The sequence below is a fragment of the Clostridium sp. genome (assembly GCF_050717535.1).
Classification (GTDB): domain Bacteria; phylum Bacillota; class Clostridia; order Clostridiales; family Clostridiaceae; genus Clostridium_AD.
The window spans coordinates 1-22,099 of sequence record NZ_JBOITM010000025.1; the positions used below are offsets into that span (position 1 = coordinate 1).

Here is a 22,099-nt window from a genome sequence, read left to right on the forward strand (position 1 = left end):
GATAAATTCTAAGTACTAACCCATAATTTAAGAGTTGTTTACCTTCATTAGCTAATATTTTATTCTTCTCATTTACAGTTAATCTCATCGGCAAGGCAACCACCTTCTTTCATACTATTATTATGCCTCGTATGAGAACATATATTCTATTTGCAAATTATAAAAATGTTTTTACTAGCATAAAAGAACCACTAACTCACGATTGAAATCACGAGTGTGCATGGTTCAGTTATCAATTAAGAGCATATAGCATTTATTTTATCCCTCATTTTAAGTTAGTTATACTTTTTATTGCTGTTCCTTGTTATGGTTCAATTAAAGGGTTAAAGGTATTAGCCAAGTTTACTACAATAACATTTTTTTTGTTATGTTTTATTATTGTAGCCTCCACAGTATCCTTTAAGGCCGGTAGTATTTTAAATGTAAAACCTTTTTTTGGTTCAGGTTTGTCCAAAATTTTAAAAGGAAGCCTAAAAACTATCTTCGCATATTCAGCTATGGAATTACTATTAATAATATATCCATATGTGCAAGATAAAAAAAACATATTAAAAGCTGCCTTACTGAGTACACTTGTAGTAACTGTCTTTCATACCTGGATAGTTTTTACATCTATTTATTTTTCTGGACCAGATTTAATAGTAAAACAATTATGGCCATTCTCTTTCGTGGCTGAATCATTTAAAATACCCGTGGTAAATAATTTTAGATATATAGAAATAATTATATGGATTACTCTAGCATATAAAACCATTTCTATTTAATTTTATGCCACAAGTAAAATATTAAATAGTATTACTAATGTAAAAAGGAAGATAATTTGTTTTTTATTATTACCAATTATTTTCCTTTTTACATTGTTTATGGAAAATGAAGTAATGAGGCGATATATTGCAGGTATGCTTATTCCTTGGGTAACTTTATTTAATATTTCTTATATAACTATAATTGCGCTATTAACTCTTTTAAAAAGTAAAAGCAAACTTAGATATATTCAGGAAAAAGGAGAATCTTCTAAATGAAAAGATATAGTATGCTTATAATATCTATTTCATGTATAATTATATATCTCACATTTAATTCCAGCAAAGGTAATCTTCCAATAGAAAAAGTTGATATTTGCTCAGGATTGTCCTTTGACCTCATTGCAAGTAGCCCAATGAATGAATATAATATTGGTGCAAGTGCATATGCTTTCCCCAACAAAGGAGAAGTTTCAAGTGTCATATTAGAGGCTGTTGCTAAAAACATCCCTGATACCAGATCAACTAGGTCAATTATCAGTAGCAAAGAATTCTTACTTGGTTTGCAAAAGGTATTTATTTTTAGCGAATATGTGTCAACTTCTGGAATTAATCCCATTATTGATATAATGTTTTCTAATCAACAAACCAATGATTCTACATGGGTTGTTGTTTGTAAAGGAAAGGCCCTTGATATTCTAAAACTTAAAGTCGAAGATGAGGTCACTTCATCGGACCATATTGACGGTATGATAGAAAGTGCCATTGAACAGAATTTTATGTCTGCAGACTATAAAGTCGTAGATATATTTGTAAGGGTAGGTACAGAGGGGCGAGATCTAGTCCTTCCATACTTAGAAATATTAAACAATAAAATTACTTTAACCGGTATGGTTGCTTTCAAAGAAGACAAGTTGGTTGCAAAAATGCCAATGGAAGAAGCCAGGTATATGAATTTTTTAAGGAATAATAAAGTTAAAGGGATACTTACACTTCAAGAGGATTCACAACATTTGATATCAACTTATGGAAAAGTAAAAAGGAAGGTATGGTGCGAAAAAATCAATGGTAAATATAAATTTAATATTGATTTAGAATTTAGTGGCACGGTTGTAAGTAATACTATGTATCCGGATTTTATGACAAATCCTGAAACTATAGCTAAGTATACTCATGATTTAGAAGAACAAACAAAAAAAAGTTGCTATGAATTTATAAATAAAATGCAAAATAAGTATAAGGTAGATTGTCTAGAACTAGGTCGTGATGCTGCAGCTACTTTTGGAAGAAACCCCGAAAAAGATTGGGATAACATTGTTTGTAATTCGGACATTGTAGTTAATGTAAAGGTTAATGTTAATAATCTTGGAAGAGGTCAGTTTTTATTCCATAAAGATAATTGAAATAATGAAAGGTCCGTATCTAAATAACACCATGGACCTTTCATTACAATAATTCTATATCTTCTTGCTTAGAAAATTTTTCTAAAATCTCTTCTACCAGTACATGTTTTAAATTTCTAAAATTTCGTGCCTTGCAAATAAACCTTAAACTTAGACAAACTCTTCCCTCCTCCAAGGAGGTATATATTGTATGAGAAAGGTTCTCATAATAAATTGGAAGAGTTTTCGAGGCTATACTTAGTGCTTGCTTTGCCTCTTGCTCTATATCCCCTACTTTATCATTAGCAATGGACATTAATATTTCTTTAGCTTTTTTCCAGTCGCTGCTTAAGGTAATGTGTATTTCAATCTCATTCCAAGTAAAAGGAAAAGAGTTAGTCTCATTTATAAGTTCTTCAGTTAGTACCATTATGTTTGGTATATGAGCAATTCTTCCAGTACTTTGTCCGTATGTTTTGTTGTTATTTTCAATAACTTCAATTATAGTAGTGTAAAACCAGTCTACTGCTAATACGTCACCAAGGCTTTTCCCAATCTTTATTCTATCACCAATTGCAAAGGGCTTTTGGGTGTTGATTATTACCCAACCTAAAAAACTAGCTACCACATCACGAAAGGCAAAGGCTAGCCCTGCTGAGAAAATGCCTAAAAAAGTCAATATATCCTTAGACTCATACATCCATATTGGTATAATAACTATAACTGATAAAATATTTATAAATAATGAAGTTGTCTTTTTATATTTTATTATATCTTTAGAATAAAACTTCGATTTATCAACAAATGAGCAGATACCTTTCTTCATTAAATGAAATATAATTAATAGTGCTAAAGTTATTATTAACCTTATTAAAACACTAACGGTTTGAAACTTTAAACCTAACTCCAGTAAAAATTCAGCCACGGAATTTCTCCTCCTTTGTATAAATTTCACCTGTATTTAGAATGGAAGTTAGTTCCTTTCTATGCAATCTCTTAACTACTCCTGAACTAGTGCATTTATTGCCATAACATATCCATATTTACCAAAGCCACAAATTTGCCCGTAGCAGGCTGGTGCAATTACTGATTTATGTCTAAATTCTTCCCTTGCATGAATATTGCTAAGATGAACCTCTATAGTATTTATCGATACTGATTTTATAGCATCAAATATTGCAATACTATAATGGGTATATGCTCCAGCATTGATGATTATTCCATCATACTTTTCATAGGCATCTTGTATGGAATTTATAATTTCACCTTCAATATTGCTTTGAACAATATCAATGTGAACTTGAATTTTCTTAGCCTCTTTATAGAGATAGCTACACATTTCTTCGTAAGTTGTGTTTCCGTAAACACCCTTTTCCCTTATTCCAAGAAAATTTAGGTTTGGACCATTAATTATTAATATCTTCATAACCTCACCCCTTATTTGTTGTTTTCTGCATATATATCTATAATATTACTCACCATATCATCAATATTACTAATATTTATAATTTCATAGTCACAATATTCTTTGTATAGGGGCCCTCTCTCTTCAAATAATCTATAAATTTGACAGGGGTCATTTGCAAGTAAGGGACGAGTCTCAACATCTATATCGCCAGCTATATTTTCAATAGGGCGATTGATATAAATTATAACACCATTTTTCTTAAGATTTTCAATATTTTCATATCTAGAAACTACCCCACCACCAGTTGCAATAACTGCAAAAGTTTTTCTTGATACTTCTGAAACTGCTTTAGCTTCTATGTTTCTAAAAAAAGTCTCACCATTTTTAAATATTTCAGTAATGTTTTTTCCTGTAGTCTCCTTAATGTAAGTATCTGTGTCTATTAAGGTCATCTCTAATTTTTTTGCAATTATTTCTCCAATTACACTTTTACCTGAGCCGGGCATTCCAATTAAAACTATATTTTTCATCTTCATTTCATATCCAACATTGCACTTCTATAATTACCTAGTGTCTTGAAATAACGACTATTCATTTTAATTAAATCAATTGCAGTTACTACTTTGTTTTCATTTATATTTCCTTCCAAATCTATGTAAAAGAAATATTCCCAAGGCTTATCCACTATTGGCCTGGACTCAATTTTCAAAAGATTTATATTATTCTCTGCAAAATATTTTAAAATGCTATAAAGTGACCCCGCCTTGTGGGTAGTAGACAAAACTAAGCTTATTTTATTGCTTTCGTCAGTTGTTTCCATTTCTTTCCCAATGACAACAAATCTAGTGGTGTTTGTTGCATTCGAGTTTACGTTCTTCTGCAAAATTTTGAGACCATATATTTCTGCTGCCTTAGAACTTGCTATAGCAGCCAAGGTTTTATCCTGTCGTTCGCAAACTAACTCTGCACTTTTTGCAGTGCTATTAAAAGGAACTAACTTCCAATGCTTATATCCTTTCAAAAATTCCATGCTTTGCTCTAGCCCTTGGGAGTGAGAATAAACTTCTTTAATTTCGTCTAAGGTTGATTCTTTAATTCCCATTAAATTTTGACTTATTTTAAGGTATTTTTCACCTATTATATAAAAGTTATATTTGTTGAGAAGATCATAAACCTCTGATATTGCTCCCGTAGAAGAATTTTCTATAGGTATAACTCCATAATTTATTTTACCATATATTAAATCTAAAAATATATCTTCAAACTCACTTAATGATTTTGTATCCACTTCTTCACCAAAATATCCTTTAAGTGCTTCCTCGCTAAAGGAACCTTTTACACCATAAAATCCAACGGTTAGCTTTTCATCTCTAACTAAGACTCTATCTTGTTTTAGATTTTTGTTTTGATAGCCTCTACTTATTTCCATGACAGATTTAAAGAATTCTTCTACTTCTAAGAGTAAATTATTATTTTTAACTAAGTCTAAATTCTTTTTTATAACAGCATCTTCTCTAGCCCCGTTTAAAATTTCCATGTTATTTTTCTTTTTGTATTGGGCTATCTTTAGAACTACCTCCATACGATTTTCAAATTGTGATAGGAGGCTAGCGTCTATTTTATCAATTTGATTTCTCAAATCAACTATATCTAAATCATCTACATTACTCATTAAATCACATCCTTAAATTATTAGCATCGTAGCTGCTTATCGTCTACGATGCTGTAATATTATATAAAATCTAAAATGCTCATAGCTGCGCAGGCTTCAATTACTGGCAGTGCTCTTATCACTATACAAGGGTCATGTCTACCTGTAACAGATATTTCTGAATTCTTGTAGGTATCCATATCAATAGTATTTTGAAGCTTAGCTATGGAAGGAGTAGGTTTCATTGCTACTCTAAACACTATTGGCATACCATTAGAAATCCCCCCATTAATTCCACCATTATTGTTTGTTTTCATGCAAACCTTGCCTTCGTTCATGTAAGGTATATCATTGGCCACACTTCCCTGGACTTTTGTTATTTCAAATCCTTCTCCAAACTCTACACCCTTTACTGCAGGCACAGAAAATAGTAATTGAGCTAAATTACTCTCTATAGAATCGAAAAATGGTTCACCAAGTCCACAAGGCAGGTCCAATATAGTAGCTTCAATTATACCTCCCACAGAGTCTGATTCTTCTTTGGCTTTTAAAATAATAGCTTTCATTTCTTCACCTTTCACATCATTAATCACAGGGAAGTCTTTCTTTAAAATATCTATTAAAAGCTGATTTTTCACATTTACACCATCAAAATAGCTGTCAAAGACATTCCCAATACTCAAAATATGACTTCCAATTTTGATTCCCTTGCCTAAAAGGATTTGTTTAGCAATGGCACCTGCAAAAACAAGTGGCGCAGTAATTCTTCCCGAGAAATGGCCGCCACCTCTATAGTCGTTAAACCCAGAATATTTAACTTTTCCTGTGAAATCGGCGTGACCCGGTCTTGCTAAATCCTTTAACTTATTATAATCCCTAGAGTTTTGATCTTCATTGAAAATAACCCCGCAAAGTGGTGTTCCAGTGGTATATCCATTAAAATACCCACTTAAAATTTCAACTTTATCTCCTTCACTTCTTTTGGTTGAAAATTCATCTCTACCTGGAGCCCGTCTTTGCATTTCGTTACTTATAAAATTCATATCAAGTGATATACCAGCTGGTAATCCATCAATAGTTATTCCTATGCTTCTTCCATGAGATTCTCCAAATATAGAATATTTTATTTTTTTACCCCATTGTCCACTCATTAATTTTTCCTCCTAAACTCTTAAAGTCCTCATAAAAATTAGGGTAGGATTTTTTTACTGCACCGCTATCCTCTATTGTTAGTTTTTCAGTACATTTAATTGAAGCAATTGCCATAGCCATAGCTATTCTATGATCATTCCAACTGTTTACAAAACCACCCTTGAGACATGGTTTACCATGAATTATCAGTGAATCCCCTTTTTCTATAACATCTGCTCCAATTTTATTTAACTCTGTTGCTATAGCTTTTATTCGATCAGATTCTTTAAATCTGGCTCTCCTAGCATTAATAATTTTTGTAGTTCCAGTACTTAGTGCACCAAGCACTGCCACTATTGGTAAAAGGTCAGGACATTGTGATACATCAATAATAGTCCCCTTTAAATCTGATTTTGAAGCTTTTAAGACACCATTCACAAATGTAATCTTTCCACCCATATTTTTTATTATATCCACAATTACTTTGTCTCCTTGAAGTGATTCCATGTTTACATCGAGACACTCTAGCTCTCCACCTAAAACACCTGCTGCTAGGTAAAATGCCGCTTGAGAAAAATCGCCTTCAACAATATAATCTGTATTTTTATATCGTTGGTTTCCTTTTAGTTTGAATTCTCTATAATTATCATTTTCTATGTTCACTCCAAACTTGAAAAGTACATCCAAAGTTAAATCTATGTACCCAATGGATTCCATTTTTGTAGTAACCACAATTGTAGAATCTCCATCTAATAAGGGTAGTTCATAAAGTAGCCCAGTAATAAATTGAGAACTTACATCCCCTCTAAGTTCAAAAATTCCAGGTTTAAGTTTTCCTTCTATTGTTAGTGGAAGGTAACCACCTTTTGTAGTGTACTTTATATTCTGCTTATCAAAAATCTCATAATAGGGTTTAAGTGGTCTTTGTGATAGTTTACCCTTCCCTTTAAAAATTATTTTTTCTCCACTGTGCATGGCTATAGGAATTAAAAACCTTAAGGTTGATCCACTTTCATTGCATTCTAATTCATTGCGTGCATCTTCATTATTATCAATTTTACTATTAACAATCCCCAGGCTGGAAAACCCGCTAGCAAATTTTCCTTTTATGAGAAGCCCATTGGGAAGCTTTTTTATTTGTGCCCCTAGTTTTTCCATTATTTCGCATGTTGCTATTATATCCTCAGACATACTAATATTATATATTGTACACTCTCCTTGGCTAAGTGCTGCGGCTATAATTGCTCTATGACATAAGGATTTTGAAGGTGGTATTTTTACTTTTCCATTTAATAAAAAGGGCTTAATAGTAACTGCTTTCATAAATTATTACCTCAATTCAATTTAAAAAATTATTTTTTGTTATTTTGTAAATATTCAACAATCTTTATGAACTCAATTTTTCCAATAAAACTCTTGCCGATGGATTCTACTAATATAAAATTCATACAATCACCAATGTTTTTCTTATCATGACTAATAGTTTCAATTATAGCTTCAGTTTTTATTTCAGGCAAGCTCCAAGGTAAATTATACTTAATTAAGATATCTTTTATAATACTTGCTGTCCCACTTTTCGTCATTCCTATTTCTTCCCCTAGTTTTGTTATAGCATACATCCCCATTGCAACCGCTTCTCCATGGGAATAATCCGTAAAATTATAAAATTGCTCAATGGCATGACCAATTGTATGACCAAAGTTTAATAACATTCTTTCTCCAGTGTCCCGCTCATCCCTTTCAACTATATCAGCCTTAATAGTGCAACAGGTATAAATAATTTCGTCTATGCCTTTTAATGCCTCTTCACTATTTTTATAGTCCATTAATTTATAAAACAGTTCTCTATCTTTAATCGCTCCATATTTTATAACTTCACCCATGCCGTCAGATACAAACTTTTCATTAAGTGTTCTTAGTAGCGATGGATCGATAAAAACTGCTTTTGGATTATAAAAGCTTCCTACAAGGTTTTTTCCGCGAGGAAGGTCTACTGCTACCTTACCACCAACACTACTATCAACCTGTGCCAGGAGTGTAGTTGGAATTTGAATAAGTGGAATACCTCTTAAAAAAGTGGATGCTACAAATCCAGCCATATCTCCTACAACTCCACCACCTAAGGCAATTATAATATCACCTCTATTTATCTTAAAATCTAATAGTTTGTCATATACCTGTAAAAGTGTTTCAAATGACTTGCTTTCCTCACCAGCCTTAACCACAATTTTAAAAGTCTCAAACCCTTCCGAATTTAATGAATTAACGACCTTCTGCCCATAAAATTTATTAACATTAGAATCTGTTACTATAGCTATCTTTTTTCCCTTATATATTTTTTTAATTTCATTACCGATTTCCCCTAGCAATCCATTTTTAATATATATAGGATAACTTCCACTAGAAGCTTTAACTTCTATATTATACATCTCAGCCTAGCTCCTTTCTCTTATTGGTTGCACTCTGAAATCTTTTCTTTAAAAAAACTTCATCACCATTTATTATTGCATTCTTAATTTCTTTTATATTGTTTTCAAAGTCTTCTATTTTATTAATTATATTTTCTTTATTATACAAAAGCAGTTCAGGCCATAATTCCTCATTTATAGTAGCAACCCTGGTTGTATCCTTGAACCCCTCGCCAACGAACTTGGATACTTCCATTATTGAACTATTACAATCTATTAAAGAAACAGCTATAATGTGTGGTAACTGGCTTGTGTAAGCAATTATATCATCATGTTCCTTAGGCGTGAGATAAACAACTCTTTTGCAACCCATATCTCTAGCTAGACCCTCTATTAAGTTTATGTTTTTCTCCTTGTTACCTTCTGTGGGAGTCAAAATATAATTAGCATGTTTAAACATATCCACAGTGGCGGCTTTTAAACCAGATTCTTCTTTTCCTGCCATAGGGTGACCCCCTATAAAATCTAAATCTTCTCGGAGAATGGGTATAATTTTACTTAATAAATTGCTCTTAATTCCAGCTGTATCTGTAATAACTGCCCCAATTTTGAATAACTTCATATTGTTTTCAACAAAATTTATTGTCTTTTGCGGATAGATAGCAAGTATTACAATATCCGAATCCCTAAGGGGTATTTCTGGATTTATATAACCTTTATCTATAATATTCATCTTTTCCGCCACTACTAGAACATCTTTATCAATATCAATAGCCCAAAGGTTTTTAGGATTTAATTCTTTTAGTGCCATGGCAAATGACCCACCTATAAGTCCTAGACCCACAATTGTAATATTAAAATCACTAATGTCCACTTTTATCACCTCTTAAATTATTCTATCTTGCGTTTCTGCAATTGCTCTTACTGAATTTATAAAAGTCTTGAATTTCTCTGGTTTTAATGATTGTGCTCCATCACACAATGCATTAGCAGGATCATAATGTACCTCAATTTCAAGTCCATCTGCACCAACTGCTATAGCAGCTTTGGCCAAGGGCTCTACTAACCACCATTTACCAGTAGCATGACTTGGATCCACAATAACCGGCAAATGAGTAAGCTTCTTAAGCACTGGAATTGCACTTAAATCTAATGTGTTTCTTGTGAAAGTTTCAAATGTTCTAATTCCTCTTTCGCATAAAACTACATTTTCATTTCCTTCAGACATTATATATTCGGCAGACATAAGCAGTTCTTCAATTGTTGCACTCATACCTCTCTTTAAAAGTATTGTCTTATTACATCTACCTACTTCTTTTAAAAGATCAAAGTTTTGCATATTTCTAGCACCAATTTGTAATACGTCGGCATATTGTGATATTTTTTCAACCAGCTCTACACTCATGACTTCAGTAACTATTGGTAGTCCTGTTAGTTTTTTTGCTTCTAATAATATTCTTAATCCTTCTTCCTCCATTCCTTGAAATGCATATGGAGAAGTTCTTGGTTTGTATGCCCCTCCTCTTAGAAAATTAGCTCCTGCAAGTTTTACATCTTTAGCAATAGTTATAAGTTGTGATTCACTTTCTACAGCGCAAGGTCCAGCTATTATTGCTAGTTCTTTTCCTCCTATTGATTGGTCGCCTACTTTTACTATTGTATCTTCAGGATGAAAAAGTCTATTAGCTCTTTTGTAAGGTGCTTGAACGCACATAACCTTATCAACAAAATCCTCTGCTTCAATCTGACTTACGTTTATTTTATTTGTATCTCCAACAAGCCCTAAAACACAATGGTTTTCTCCCTGAGAAACATGAACAGTGCACCCTAATCCCTCTATTTTTTTCATAATCCCTCTAACTTCATCTTGTTTTGCATTTGGATTCATTACAATTACCATTTTAAATTCCTCCTAAAATGTTATTTTGCTTTATTTTTGATAAAGCGATTAGTTTATAATCTGCTATAAAAAACTATAAAAAAAAGGGAAGACCCTTTATAATGGGTCTTCCCTTTTAAAAGTGAAAAACCTATTATAATGAGCCTTCCTTGCGAACAAACACAGTTTACTTTCCATAAATCAACATAAAGCTGGTATTATAGTTTTATTATTAAACTCATTATTTAAAGAAATCATATATATTTTTTTACACCAAAAATAGCCAACGCTAAGATAACGATAGCTAAAGCTAAAATAAAAATATACTTTTTGATTAATTCCTTTAACAATGATATTTTTCATAATTACGCCTCACAAAAGTTTGAATTAGTTTTTGTAAATTCTTTAATATTTAAACATTATAACATGTTGGGTGTATTTGTCAACAAATGTTTTCCACGATAATAATATAATTTAAAAAAATTATTGGAAATTTCAATTTGATAATAATTGTTAATTAGTATATACTATCATTAAGGATTTAAATGAAGGGAAGTTTTTATATGAAAACAAGAGGAAATAAAATATCCATAATTGGTGCAGGTTTTGTAGGTTCTACTACAGCTTTTGCACTTATGACTAGTGGGATGGCTTCTGAAATTGTAATGGTAGATATAAATAAGGACAAAGCTGAAGGAGAGGCAATGGATTTATCTCATGGTGCTCCTTTTGTAAGGCCTGTTGATATAACTTCTGGTGAATATTCTGATACAAAAGATTCAGATATTGTAATTATTACGGCTGGAATTGGACCAAAACCAGGTGATTCTAGACTTGCTTGTATTTCAAAAAATCTTAAAATATTTCAAAGTATAGTTCCAGAGGTTGTAAAATACAGCCCCGATTCTATATTAATTGTAGTTTCAAACCCTGTAGATATATTAACTTATTTAACCTATAAGCTTTCTGGCTTTCCTAGTGATAGAGTAATTGGGTCAGGTACGGTTTTGGATACTTCAAGATTTAAATACATGCTTGGTCAGCACTTTGAGGTTGACCCACGAAACATACACACCTATATAATGGGTGAACATGGTGACTCAGAAATTGCCACTTGGAGTTTAACTAGTATTGCAGGTATGAATGTTGATGAGTACTGTGATAATTGCCTTAAAAAATGTGGTGGAGAGATGAAGTTAAATATATATAAAGATGTAAAAGAAGCAGCCTATAAGGTAATTGAAAAAAAGGGTGCAACCTATTATGCCATTGCTCTAGCTGTTAAAAGAATAGTTGAGGCAATACTTAGCAATGAAAATTCTATTCTTACAGTATCCTCCTTGTTAAAAGGTGAATATGGAATTCAGGACGTTTATATGGGTGTTCCAACAATTATAGGTATAGGAGGAGTAAAAAAAATATTACAGGTTAAACTTAATAAAGATGAAATGGATCAACTTGTTGACTCTTCTAAGGTGCTTAAGTCAGTTATAGATGATTCAAATATATAAAATTATAATAAATCATTGACTTTTAATGAATTTTTGTATAGTATTTATAATGAAATATGAGGACTTCTGGCCACTTCACAAAATTGGTTAGAGGTCTTTTTAAGTATAATAATAATAGAACGGCAAATAAATACATTTGCCATGGAGGTAAAAATGGGAAAGAATCATAGTGTTAGAAACAATTTTGTTTATAATAATATTGAAAAAAAAGGTAAGAACTTTATGTATAAAAATCTTGAGAGAAGCAATTGTTATAATTGTGATTTTACAAGGTCAAATTTTGACTTTGTAACTTTTAGAGGTGCACATTTTAAAGCCTGTGTTTTTTTTGAATGTACATTTAAATGGGCTGAATTTATTGGAACAAATCTAAAGGGTAGTGATTTTAAAAATACTATATTTGAAAATGCTATATTTGACTCTGTGAATTTAGATGGGGTCGATTTTAAAGATGCAGAATATAAAAATACTATATTTTTAAATTGTGATCTTACAAAAGCTAAGAATCTTAGTGTTAAGAATACAGATACTAAAGTATTTAGTGAAATGCCTGAACTTGAAATTAGTGAAGAACTACGAACTTCTGTTATAAATGCCATGAAAAACAAACATGTAAAAGCTGCAAGAGTTCTTGATACAAAAGATGGTGGTATTAACATAATCAGTCTAATGATACTACTAGAAAATTTTGATGAAGAATTTTTAATCAAAGGATTAAATATGATTCAAGCAGAGCTAGATTGTGATTTTTACACATTAAGTTATATAGTTAAGTATTTGAAAAACAATATGTAATTAATCTGACGTGTGATTTTGCTATGACATTAAAGGGGTAAGGAGACATAATATGAATGGAAAATCACATCAAAAGATTGCAATGTTATCCTATGCAATAGTGGCAACGATACCTGCAATTAATTCAATAATAATATTTAACAATAGATTTATACATGTCCCCATGGGAATAAGCTTTATAGGCCTTGTAACTGCAGGGCTTTCAGGATTACTAGTTGATGCTGATAGTCAACATAGCAAAATAAACCATATGAACCCACTTACAGGTACAAGTAATAAAGTAATAAATGATATAGAAAAAATACTAAAGTTATTGTTAAGGCTACTCTTAGGAGTTGGACTTGGAGCACTTATTTTATTGTATTCAAAAACTATTATAGGGGAACTTACGGGGCTAAAATATATAGGTGAGTATGATAATATACATGTATATGCTCAGATATTTATATATTCTTTGTCTTTCATTTTAATATTTTCAGGAGTAACTAATGAAAGAAATTTTAAAAGGATTCCCCTAATTGGGACAATCTATAAAAAAATATCAGCTATAATAAGTGTTGGATCCAGTGATTTTATAAGAATTTCCATGTTTTTAACTTATGTTGGGGGAAGTGCAATTTTAGCAATTTATAACTTTGCTAATTCAAATGACCCCCTTATTTACGTTATTTGTATTTTACTAATTGGTATTGCAACTTTCCCTCATAGATCATTTTTGCACTCACTAGAGGGAGTTGTTATTTTTACTATTTCAGCGTCCTATGTATTTAATAAATTAGGGTATGAATATTTAACAGGATGTTTTTTTGTTGGATACATGAGCCATATATATTGGGCTGATATATTAACAAAAGAGGGAGTTCCTCTCCTTTCATTACCAAGGTTTATTGCACAGTTATTTAAAAAATTGGGTTTTCACAATAAATTTGTTCGTACTTTAGAAAAAATCGGCAAATTCAAATTGAAATTACCCCCACATATTACCACCGGCTCCAATACAGGAAATTTATTTGAAGTAATATATATCCTGGTATTATTCGCAGTGTTGGTAATCGGACTCACTGTTTATGGCGCAAAATTTACAGTAATTTAAACAGTGTTTTAACAATAAACTTAAATTTAGGTTTATAATGAAGTAGAAAGGTCAGAAACATAGAGGAGAGATTTTATGAAGTTTGTTGCAGATTTACATACACATACTATAGTTAGTGGCCATGCATACAGTACACTCATGGAAAATGCAAAATATGCTAGTGAAATAGGTCTTGAGATATTAGGAGTTACAGATCATGGTCCTAATATGCCAGGAGCTCCTGATCTTTGGTATTTTGGAAATTTTAAAGTACTTCCAAGAGAATTGTACGGTGTTAAAATGCTTTACGGATGTGAAGCTAATATAATTGATTATGAAGGTAATCTTGATATACCATTAGAAGTGCAAAAGAAACTAGACGTAATGATAGTAAGCATGCATCAACCTCTAATGGAAGGTGCTAAGAGTGCCGATTTAAATACGGCTACTATTTTAAAAGCTATGGATAATCCAAACGTGAATATTTTAGGACATATGGGAAATCCTAAATTTCCTATACATGAGGAAGAAATAGTAAAAAAGGCAAAAGAAAAAAATATACTAATCGAACTAAATAATAGTTCTTTTATATCATCAAGACTAGGCAGTGAAAAAAACTGTATTAAAATAATAAAACTTTGCAAAAAATTTGGTGTAAAAATCATTGTAAATAGTGATGCCCATTTCTGCTACTCTATAGGGAATTTTGCTGTTGCAGAAAAAGCACTTAAAGACATAACTATGCCTGAAGAGCTTATAATTAATACAAACAAAAAAATGTTAATAGAATTTCTTAGAGAAAAAGGTAAAAATATATAATACCGAGTATTTTATTTAAGCTATGGCCTTTTATAATAGTGCTTATAATATGACCCTTTTTAAGGGGATTCATTTTGTTAAATGAATCCCCTTAATCTCTTTATTGTTTCTTTAAAACCAACGCAGTTCTACTAGGTGAGTATATTACAATACCAGTTTTGCAATCCCTCTGACTTAATTTATCTGTGTGGTAAATATAATCTTTTGCTATTCTACCCTGCCCACCAAATGTTTTTTCGTCACTATTAAACACAATCTTATAATTGCCAATCTCATCCGTAGGAAGCTCATATTCAGAGAAAGATTCCACGGGATTAAAATTAAATAAAAATACTAGCCCACCTTTTCTGAAAGCAAGCAATTTATGTTGCTCGTCAGTCCAGAGATTTTGTAAATCAGAAGAACCTAAAACATCATAGGTTTTTACTAAAGTCAACATTTCTCTATCAAAATTTGATAAATATTCATACTTAAGCTCTTTATTTTCCATCAGACTCCATTGTCTTCTTGCGTAATGATAACTCCAATTATTACCTTCTCTTGGAAAATCAATCCATTCTGGGTGACCAAATTCATTACCCATGAAATTTAAATAGCCTTCGCCACCTAAAGTTATGGTAATAAATCTAATAAGTTTATGGAGTTCCATGGCTCTTCCTATTATCAAATTATCATCAGCTTTTAACATATGTGTATACATCGCTTTGCCACCTAAACGGAACATTAAAGTCTTATCACCTACAAGTGCCTGATCATGAGATTCTGAATAACCTATATTCTTTTCACAAGGTCTTCTACTAGTTAATTCATACCATAGCTGGTTCATGCTCCATTTCTCATCAGGCAACTCTTTTAGCATTTTTACCCAAAGATCAGGTACGCCCATAGACAAACGATAATCAAAACCCAAACCACCAAAGGCTACAGGTAGACACATTCCAGGCATTCCACTCATATCCTCTGCTATAGTTACTGCATTAGGATTTATTTCCCTTATTAAGTCATTTGCAAATTGAAGGTAAGTAATTGCTTCTATATCTGTATCCATACTAAAATATTTACTATAATCTGTAAATGCTACTCCAAGTCCATTATGGTGATATAACATAGATGACACACCATCAAATCGATAACCATCAAAATGATATTCTTCTAGCCAAAACTTAATGTTTGACAAAAGAAAATGAAGAACCTCTGGTTTTCCATAATTAAAAAGCTTTGTACCCCAGGCTGAATGATCCCCTAAAGCTCCAGTATTAAAGAATTGGTAGTCTGTTCCATCAAACTCATTAATGCCCTCTGCAATATTCTTAATTGAATGAGAGTGTACCAAGTCAAGTAATACTGCAATACCCATTTTGTGGGCGGTATTTATTAATACTTTTAGGTCTTCTGGAGTTCCAAACCAGGAAGAAACAGCAAAAAAATTAGATACTTGATAACCAAAGGATGCATAATAAGGATGTTGCATTATAGCCATAAGCTGCACTGTATTATAACCAGCAGCTTTTATTCTAGGAAGTGTAATTTCTGTAAATTCTTTGAAAGTACCCATCCCTTCTTTTTCCTGCGCCATACCAACATGAGCCTCATATATAAACAGTGCACTCTCTTTAGCAACGTTAAACTCACTATCTTGCCACTTAAAGTCATAATCTGGTTGCCAAATCTGTCCTACAAAATCATGAGTATTAGGATTTTGCACCGTCCGTTTAATATAAAGAGGAATTCTATCTCTTGATACATTTTTAGCTACTACTCTTACCTTGACACAGGACATATGTTTTAAAGTTTGTACTCCTGGCAAAAAAATCTCCCAATTGCCATTCTCTTTTTTTTGAAGTGGATGTGCCTGTGGATTCCAGCAATTAAAATCGCCAATTAAATAAAGAGCATCAGCTGCAGGAGCCCATTCCCTATAAATCCATCCATCCGCTACTAAATGAAACCCGTAAAATAAGTCTCCATTGGCAAAAGACTGGAGACTTTGATTATTTTGCAATAATTTTTTTTTGCAAGAATTATAACTATCTACTCTAAGTTGAATATCCTTTTTAAATGGTTTGAGATATGGATCAATCTCTATTATTTTTATAGACTTATTTTCGTTATTATTTTTATTTCCATTATCATTCATCAAAAAATTCCTTTCAGGTTCGTATTTTTTAAAACAAAATATTCTTTACATAATATATTTAATTCGACTAATGATTTTCAATTCCTTTGTTCTTTATTAATTAAATAAAAACAATTTATTTTATGGTGCAAAAGTTTAATAAATTTAATTTTAAAAGCGGTTTCCTAAATTAATAGGAAGCCGCTTTTGTTTACTTAAAATAATGAAAAATTCAAAATAAATGCTGCAAATACTATTGATACCATTGAAAGTAATTTTATCAATATATTTATGGCTGGACCTGAAGTATCCTTAAATGGATCTCCTACAGTATCGCCTACAACAGCCGCTTTATGGCAATCTGATCCTTTTCCACCTAGGTTTCCAGCTTCAATATGCTTTTTGGCATTATCCCAAGCTCCACCTGAATTAGCCATCATAACTGCAAGTACAAAACCTGTTACTGTTGCTCCTGCTAGTAGTCCTGCCACTCCATTTACACCTAAAAGTATTCCAACTATTATTGGAACACTAATAGCAAGTAAGGCAGGTAGAATCATTTCCTTTTGAGCTGCTTTTGTGCAGATATCAACGCAAGTTGCATAATCAGCCTCTTCGGTACCATCCATAAGACCCAATATTTCTTTAAATTGTCTTCTAACTTCTACCACTATAAGTTGAGCTGTTTTACCTACTGCATCCATAGTTAATGCTGCAAACACAAAAGGAATCATTCCACCTATAAATAATCCTATAAGAACTTGAGGATTTAATATTGACAAGTTAAAAACAAAGTCCAAGTTCTCTTTTTTTACAATTATCTCCACTTGATCTCTATATGCCGCAATAAGAGCAAGTGCTGTTAAAGCTGCTGAACCTATAGCAAAACCTTTACCTGTAGCTGCTGTAGTATTTCCTAGTGAATCAAGAGCGTCTGTTCTTTCTCGCACTATAGGATCTTGATGGGTCATTTCTGCAATACCACCAGCATTGTCTGCTACTGGTCCATAAGCATCTGTAGCTAAAGTTATACCTAGTGTACTAAGCATGCCTACTGCAGCTATTCCTACACCATATAAACCCATATTATAATCTCCTGCTCCTCCAGCAAAATAGAAACTAGCGGCAATTGCCATTGCTACTATTATAACAGGAAGAAAAGTAGACATCATTCCCAGTGAAAGACCACCTATTATAACTGTGGCTGCACCAGTTTTTGTTGTTTGTGCCAGTTTTTGAGTAGGCTTGTACGTATCCGAAGTAAAATATTCTGTACAAAAACCAATTAAATTACCTGCTACTAGCCCACTTAAAATTGCAAAGTAAACTCCAATGCGCTCCATTCCAAGTACATTCCAAACTAGGAAGAAAGCAAGTATTGCAATTATTGCAGAACTTACGTAAACACCACGTCTTAGAGCCGATAAAAGAGCCTTTTGTTCAGCTTTCTCCCCTGATTTAACAAAGAAGGTTCCAATGATAGATGCAACTACACCAATAGCCGCTATTACCAAAGGAATTGTAACACCTGAAACTCCAAGCCCCGCTGCTACGGCAAGAGCTGCAGTGGATACTATTGAACCAACATAGGATTCATAAAGATCTGCACCCATACCAGCTACGTCACCAACATTGTCTCCAACGTTATCAGCTATAACTGCAGGGTTTCTTGGGTCATCCTCTGGAATTCCTACTTCAAGCTTACCAACAAGGTCTGCACCTACGTCTGCTGCTTTAGTAAATATACCTCCACCTACTCTAGCAAATAGTGCCATGGAGCTAGCTCCCATTCCAAATGTAATCATTGCACTTGTTATATTTTGAATTCTTGCTGCTTGATCTAAATTTCTATAGAAAAAATCTAATAAATAATACCATATGCTAATATCAAGAAGTCCAAGACCTACAACAGTAAGTCCCATTACTGCACCACTTGAAAAAGCGACTGTTAAAGCACTGTTAAGACTTTTCCCAGCTGCATGTGTAGTTCTAACATTTGCACGTGTTGCAATTTTCATTCCTATAAAACCTGAAAGACCTGAGAAAAAACCTCCAGTTATAAATGCAAAAGGTACAAATGGGGTAAGATACCCAGTTGCTGCAAGTATTCCTAGGAGTATAAACATAACTACAAAGAAAAGTGCTACTCCAGTGTACTGCCTTTTTAAATAGGCATCTGCACCTTCTCTAATAGCCGTAGCAATTTTTTTCATCTGCTCCGTTCCCTCATCTTCTTTTAATACTTTAAATGCTAGATATCCAGCAAAACTAAGGGCTAATATAGAACAAATTGGGGCCAAAATCAATAAATTCATAATAACTACCTCCTAAAATATTTTAGTAATTGAATTCTCTCGTCATTAAATAAGCATATGACTATACCTAATTCTCATCTCCCCTTTATGAAATATAACATCCTTACAAAGCTCATTATAAATGTTAAGATTACAACACATACTATTATTAAAGATTTTCATATTAAGAGGCCTTAGCCATCCTCAACTTCATTTTCAATATAACTTTGTCCACACTTTAAGGTAGTTTGCTGTATATCTAAACAAGTCTAATATAGTAATAATTATTGCAATTATTACTGTAGCTTAATAAGTTCATTAGTAAAATTAATAATTTAAAATAATTATAAAAAAAATTATTCGTCATTATACATTATAGCATAAATGACCAATTATTAGTATCCATGGAATATTTTTATTAATTTCAGCTTGATTGTTTTAAATTTTTTTACATATAATAGAATATTGCCCAAGTAAATTGGCTAACTTTTCTAACAATTTCCCTATTTTACTGCACAATAAAATGCTCTAGCAATTTTGCTAAAGCATATATATTTACCCTACCCCCACTTCAAACTTCTTATTATTTACTTTTACTTTATCTTTATAAGCTAGATGTACAGTTTTTCTCATAACCTGAACTGTAATTAAATCTATTTTGTTGTCTTATTCAAATAATATCCCATTATTGCTTTTACAATGGGTACCACATAGTGACTTTCACCTCTATTTTTGACATCTTCTATTATCATAGATACTACTATTTTAGGATTAGCTGTATCCATGCATATAAACCATCCATTTTCTTCAGCAATTTTATCCTCAGTATTTTTTTTAAGTTCTGCCGTTCCAGTTTTACCTGCAAGAGCTATACCTTCAATTTTTGCTCCATGTCCTGTACCTGCTGGATTTTCTATAACTGCAGTAAGACCATCTTTTATATATTTTATATTAGCCGCAGAAACTGCATTGGTTTTCCATACTTTAGATGTTGTTTTTTCATTAAAACACTCTAAAGTTGGAGACATGATATTACCATTGTTAACAACTGAGCTATAAGCTAATGCGAGTTGAAGTGGACTCATAAGTACTTGGCCTTGACCATAACCACTATCTGCTAATGCTACATTGTTTATGATTTTATTATCATTAGCTACCTGTGATTTTGCTATAGGATAGCCTATAGGCAGTTGCTCCCCTATTCCAAAATCATTACTTCCTTTTATAAATTCCTCTTTTCCAATTTTAAGAGCTGCCATTGCAAAGTATATGTTATCAGAATGTATAAATGCATCTGATAAGTTAACTGGCTTACCAGAATCAGAAACCCTAGTAATATTATATGTCCCCCAGGATTTATCCTTTTGCCACTGTGTTCCCTTTATGTCTATAAATTCATTAGGTTTTATCTTACCTGAATCTAATCCAACAGCGGCTGTCACCATTTTGAAGGTAGAACCTGGAGAATATACAGCCTTAAATCTATTTTTAAATGGATCCTTACCACTTTTCCATGCATTCCTCTGATTATTGGATATATAAGTGGTCCGAGCATTTGAATCATATGATGGAGAGCTTACTAAAGCAAGTACTTCTCCACTTTTAGGATTTATTGCTGTGCAGGCGCCTGCATCCTTATTCATTCCTGCATATATTTTTTTCTGAAGCTCAAAATCTATTGATAATTTTATATTTTCACCATCTTTAGATTCCTTTTTAAGAATTACAAGATTTTGGATCTTGTTTCCATTTTTTTCTCTTGATATATATATCGTTGCTCCATTCTCTCCCTTAAGCCTTTTTTCATTGACCTGCTCTAAACCTGCCTTACCAATTAAACTTACTGAAGTATAACCTTGCCCAGGCATCTTTTCTAGTTCTTCCGCAGTTATAGGCTGAATATACCCTATAAGCGATCCAAAGGCTTCCCCACCAGGATATATTCTACCTTCAGGTTTATTATGAATTACCCCTTCAAGCTCCATGACTCCAGCTATTTTTGCTTTTTCGCTTTGTAATATGTTAATAATAGGTACAAATTGTTCTGAATTCTCATTACCTTTTAGTTTAGTTTCTATAACTGATGCGTCAATATCTAGTATTTTAGCCATCTGTGATATATTTGTGTCCTTATTTTTAATAAATCTGTTAGGCTGTATTCCAATGCAAACAATTGGAGCATTTATAGCCAGTGGTTTTCCATTTCTATCAGAAATTTCTCCACGTTTAGCAAGTTCCGGTTTTATCCTCACCTTGTCTCCTGATTTCATATTTGGAAATATCATTTTTTCATTCCAAACTATAGTCCAATCCTTTTTCGAGAAAAATAGCAACTGCTTTTTGTTGTTAACTTTTTCTTTTACCATAACTACCTGGTATCCGGGCATATTCAATTTCCCTGCAGCAGTAGTCATAGACATAGAAAATGGTATGTTAATAGTATTTTTATTATCACCTTTTATTTCATTCCCAACTTTTATTGATATACTTTTAGCTTCTATCCCACTATAAATAGCTGTATATTTATCTACAAATTGCTTTTCAGTTACTGTTTCCTTAGTTTTAGTTGAAAGCATGGTATACATGGTTTTGAAATCTTGTTTTATCCAATTATTCTTATAAGCATTGAAAGTTTTAGTTGCACTATCCCCTTTTGTAAAAAACACCATAAAAACTCCTATCAATATTGCTATTATGATTATGGTTGTAAGAATAATTACTTTCACTTTTTTTCTTGGCATATTGTATCACCCCCTTGCTTATTATTAGTGAATTCGGAAACCCTTAGGCTCCCGTATATCTCAATCCCGAAGGGATGATTTTTATTCTTCCCCCCAGGATTTCAAACAAAATCTTTTGAAATTTCTTATATTTATAAAAAAACACTTGA

At 32.2% G+C, this 22,099-nt stretch carries 18 protein-coding genes and 1 pseudogene; 7 read left to right on the forward strand and 12 right to left on the reverse strand.

The genetic code is table 11. The annotated features are described in order from the left end of the window. Positions 1-245: 245 nt before the first annotated feature. The 3 genes and pseudogenes from ACREVU_RS04520 to ACREVU_RS04530 form a co-directional block, all read left to right on the forward strand. Positions 246-764: pseudogene (locus ACREVU_RS04520) on the forward strand (GerAB/ArcD/ProY family transporter); the annotation flags it as partial. 99 nt (positions 765-863) lie between these two features. Continuing rightward, positions 864-1,022: a hypothetical protein gene (locus ACREVU_RS04525; protein WP_431550435.1), complete on the forward strand. Its 159-nt coding sequence runs from the start codon at positions 864-866 to the stop codon at positions 1,020-1,022. Continuing rightward, on the forward strand, positions 1,019-2,146 hold the full coding sequence (locus ACREVU_RS04530) for a Ger(x)C family spore germination protein (RefSeq protein WP_431550436.1): 1,128 nt from the start codon (positions 1,019-1,021) through the stop codon (positions 2,144-2,146). The genes ACREVU_RS04525 and ACREVU_RS04530 overlap by 4 nt, the downstream gene beginning before the upstream one ends. 43 nt (positions 2,147-2,189) lie before the next feature. Here the strand turns inward: ACREVU_RS04530 and ACREVU_RS04535 are convergent, their stop codons facing one another. From ACREVU_RS04535 to aroF, 9 genes are all read right to left on the reverse strand, one after another. Continuing rightward, entirely contained in the window at positions 2,190-3,050 is an 861-nt protein-coding gene (locus ACREVU_RS04535) for a mechanosensitive ion channel family protein (protein WP_431550437.1), read from the reverse strand. A gap of 75 nt (positions 3,051-3,125) precedes the next feature. Next, the gene (aroQ, locus tag ACREVU_RS04540) at positions 3,126-3,551 is read right to left on the reverse strand and encodes a type II 3-dehydroquinate dehydratase (RefSeq protein WP_431550438.1); all 426 of its coding nucleotides are present in this window, start codon (positions 3,549-3,551) and stop codon (positions 3,126-3,128) included. Positions 3,552-3,562: 11 nt separating this feature from the next. Continuing rightward, positions 3,563-4,069 (reverse strand): shikimate kinase, encoded by a 507-nt coding sequence (locus tag ACREVU_RS04545; protein WP_431550439.1) that lies wholly within the window; start codon positions 4,067-4,069, stop codon positions 3,563-3,565. Further along, positions 4,066-5,205: a prephenate dehydratase gene (gene pheA, locus ACREVU_RS04550; protein ID WP_431550440.1), complete on the reverse strand. Its 1,140-nt coding sequence runs from the start codon at positions 5,203-5,205 to the stop codon at positions 4,066-4,068. The genes ACREVU_RS04545 and pheA overlap by 4 nt, the downstream gene beginning before the upstream one ends. A gap of 59 nt (positions 5,206-5,264) precedes the next feature. Further along, the gene (aroC, locus tag ACREVU_RS04555) at positions 5,265-6,335 is read right to left on the reverse strand and encodes a chorismate synthase (protein WP_431550441.1); all 1,071 of its coding nucleotides are present in this window, start codon (positions 6,333-6,335) and stop codon (positions 5,265-5,267) included. Continuing rightward, complete coding sequence (gene aroA / locus ACREVU_RS04560; protein WP_431550442.1) at positions 6,316-7,638, reverse strand: 3-phosphoshikimate 1-carboxyvinyltransferase; 1,323 nt, start codon at positions 7,636-7,638, stop codon at positions 6,316-6,318. Before aroA ends, aroC begins: the two co-directional genes overlap by 20 nt. A gap of 29 nt (positions 7,639-7,667) precedes the next feature. Continuing rightward, positions 7,668-8,744, reverse strand: a complete 1,077-nt coding sequence (gene aroB / locus ACREVU_RS04565) for a 3-dehydroquinate synthase (RefSeq protein ID WP_431550443.1) — start codon at positions 8,742-8,744, stop codon at positions 7,668-7,670. 1 nt (position 8,745) lies between these two features. Then, the gene (locus ACREVU_RS04570) at positions 8,746-9,597 is read right to left on the reverse strand and encodes a prephenate dehydrogenase (RefSeq protein WP_431550444.1); all 852 of its coding nucleotides are present in this window, start codon (positions 9,595-9,597) and stop codon (positions 8,746-8,748) included. A gap of 12 nt (positions 9,598-9,609) precedes the next feature. After that, positions 9,610-10,623, reverse strand: coding sequence for a 3-deoxy-7-phosphoheptulonate synthase (gene aroF / locus ACREVU_RS04575; RefSeq protein WP_431550445.1), 1,014 nt, complete (start codon positions 10,621-10,623; stop codon positions 9,610-9,612). Between the two features lie 542 nt (positions 10,624-11,165). Between aroF and ACREVU_RS04580 the strand changes: the two genes are divergently transcribed. The 4 genes from ACREVU_RS04580 (at position 11,166) to ACREVU_RS04595 (ending at position 14,799) form a co-directional block, all read left to right on the forward strand. Next, positions 11,166-12,113: an L-lactate dehydrogenase gene (locus tag ACREVU_RS04580; protein ID WP_431550446.1), complete on the forward strand. Its 948-nt coding sequence runs from the start codon at positions 11,166-11,168 to the stop codon at positions 12,111-12,113. 153 nt (positions 12,114-12,266) lie between these two features. Beyond that, entirely contained in the window at positions 12,267-12,908 is a 642-nt protein-coding gene (locus ACREVU_RS04585) for a pentapeptide repeat-containing protein (protein WP_431550447.1), read from the forward strand. A 52-nt stretch (positions 12,909-12,960) separates the two neighbouring features. Continuing rightward, positions 12,961-14,001, forward strand: a complete 1,041-nt coding sequence (locus ACREVU_RS04590; RefSeq protein WP_431550448.1) for a metal-dependent hydrolase — start codon at positions 12,961-12,963, stop codon at positions 13,999-14,001. Positions 14,002-14,076: 75 nt separating this feature from the next. Further along, a complete protein-coding gene (locus ACREVU_RS04595; RefSeq protein ID WP_431550449.1) occupies positions 14,077-14,799 on the forward strand; it encodes a phosphatase in 723 nt (240 codons plus the stop codon). 100 nt (positions 14,800-14,899) lie between these two features. On the opposite strand, the gene ACREVU_RS04600 is transcribed toward ACREVU_RS04595, so the two are convergent. The 3 genes from ACREVU_RS04600 to ACREVU_RS04610 all read right to left on the reverse strand — a co-directional run bounded on the left by ACREVU_RS04600 (position 14,900) and on the right by ACREVU_RS04610 (position 21,950). After that, positions 14,900-16,936 (reverse strand): alpha-amylase family glycosyl hydrolase, encoded by a 2,037-nt coding sequence (locus ACREVU_RS04600; RefSeq protein ID WP_431550450.1) that lies wholly within the window; start codon positions 16,934-16,936, stop codon positions 14,900-14,902. A 194-nt stretch (positions 16,937-17,130) separates the two neighbouring features. Beyond that, positions 17,131-19,230 carry a sodium-translocating pyrophosphatase gene (locus ACREVU_RS04605; protein WP_431550451.1) on the reverse strand — a complete coding sequence of 700 codons (2,100 nt, stop codon included), beginning with the start codon at positions 19,228-19,230 and terminating at the stop codon, positions 17,131-17,133. Positions 19,231-19,862: 632 nt separating this feature from the next. Next, positions 19,863-21,950 carry a penicillin-binding transpeptidase domain-containing protein gene (locus ACREVU_RS04610; RefSeq protein WP_431550452.1) on the reverse strand — a complete coding sequence of 696 codons (2,088 nt, stop codon included), beginning with the start codon at positions 21,948-21,950 and terminating at the stop codon, positions 19,863-19,865. Between the last annotated feature and the right edge of the window lie 149 nt (positions 21,951-22,099).

Coding starts and splice junctions, on each gene's coding strand:
- ACREVU_RS04610 (WP_431550452.1), bottom strand. CDS start 21,950: ATGCCAAGAAAAAAAGTGAAAGTAATTATTCTTACAACCATAATCATA.
- ACREVU_RS04590 (WP_431550448.1), top strand. CDS start 12,961: ATGAATGGAAAATCACATCAAAAGATTGCAATGTTATCCTATGCAATA.
- pheA (WP_431550440.1), bottom strand. CDS start 5,205: ATGAGTAATGTAGATGATTTAGATATAGTTGATTTGAGAAATCAAATT.
- aroC (WP_431550441.1), bottom strand. CDS start 6,335: ATGAGTGGACAATGGGGTAAAAAAATAAAATATTCTATATTTGGAGAA.
- aroQ (WP_431550438.1), bottom strand. CDS start 3,551: ATGAAGATATTAATAATTAATGGTCCAAACCTAAATTTTCTTGGAATA.
- ACREVU_RS04525 (WP_431550435.1), top strand. CDS start 864: ATGGAAAATGAAGTAATGAGGCGATATATTGCAGGTATGCTTATTCCT.
- ACREVU_RS04580 (WP_431550446.1), top strand. CDS start 11,166: ATGAAAACAAGAGGAAATAAAATATCCATAATTGGTGCAGGTTTTGTA.
- aroA (WP_431550442.1), bottom strand. CDS start 7,638: ATGAAAGCAGTTACTATTAAGCCCTTTTTATTAAATGGAAAAGTAAAA.
- ACREVU_RS04605 (WP_431550451.1), bottom strand. CDS start 19,230: ATGAATTTATTGATTTTGGCCCCAATTTGTTCTATATTAGCCCTTAGT.
- ACREVU_RS04600 (WP_431550450.1), bottom strand. CDS start 16,936: ATGAATGATAATGGAAATAAAAATAATAACGAAAATAAGTCTATAAAA.
- aroF (WP_431550445.1), bottom strand. CDS start 10,623: ATGGTAATTGTAATGAATCCAAATGCAAAACAAGATGAAGTTAGAGGG.
- ACREVU_RS04595 (WP_431550449.1), top strand. CDS start 14,077: ATGAAGTTTGTTGCAGATTTACATACACATACTATAGTTAGTGGCCAT.
- ACREVU_RS04545 (WP_431550439.1), bottom strand. CDS start 4,069: ATGAAGATGAAAAATATAGTTTTAATTGGAATGCCCGGCTCAGGTAAA.
- aroB (WP_431550443.1), bottom strand. CDS start 8,744: ATGTATAATATAGAAGTTAAAGCTTCTAGTGGAAGTTATCCTATATAT.
- ACREVU_RS04585 (WP_431550447.1), top strand. CDS start 12,267: ATGGGAAAGAATCATAGTGTTAGAAACAATTTTGTTTATAATAATATT.
- ACREVU_RS04530 (WP_431550436.1), top strand. CDS start 1,019: ATGAAAAGATATAGTATGCTTATAATATCTATTTCATGTATAATTATA.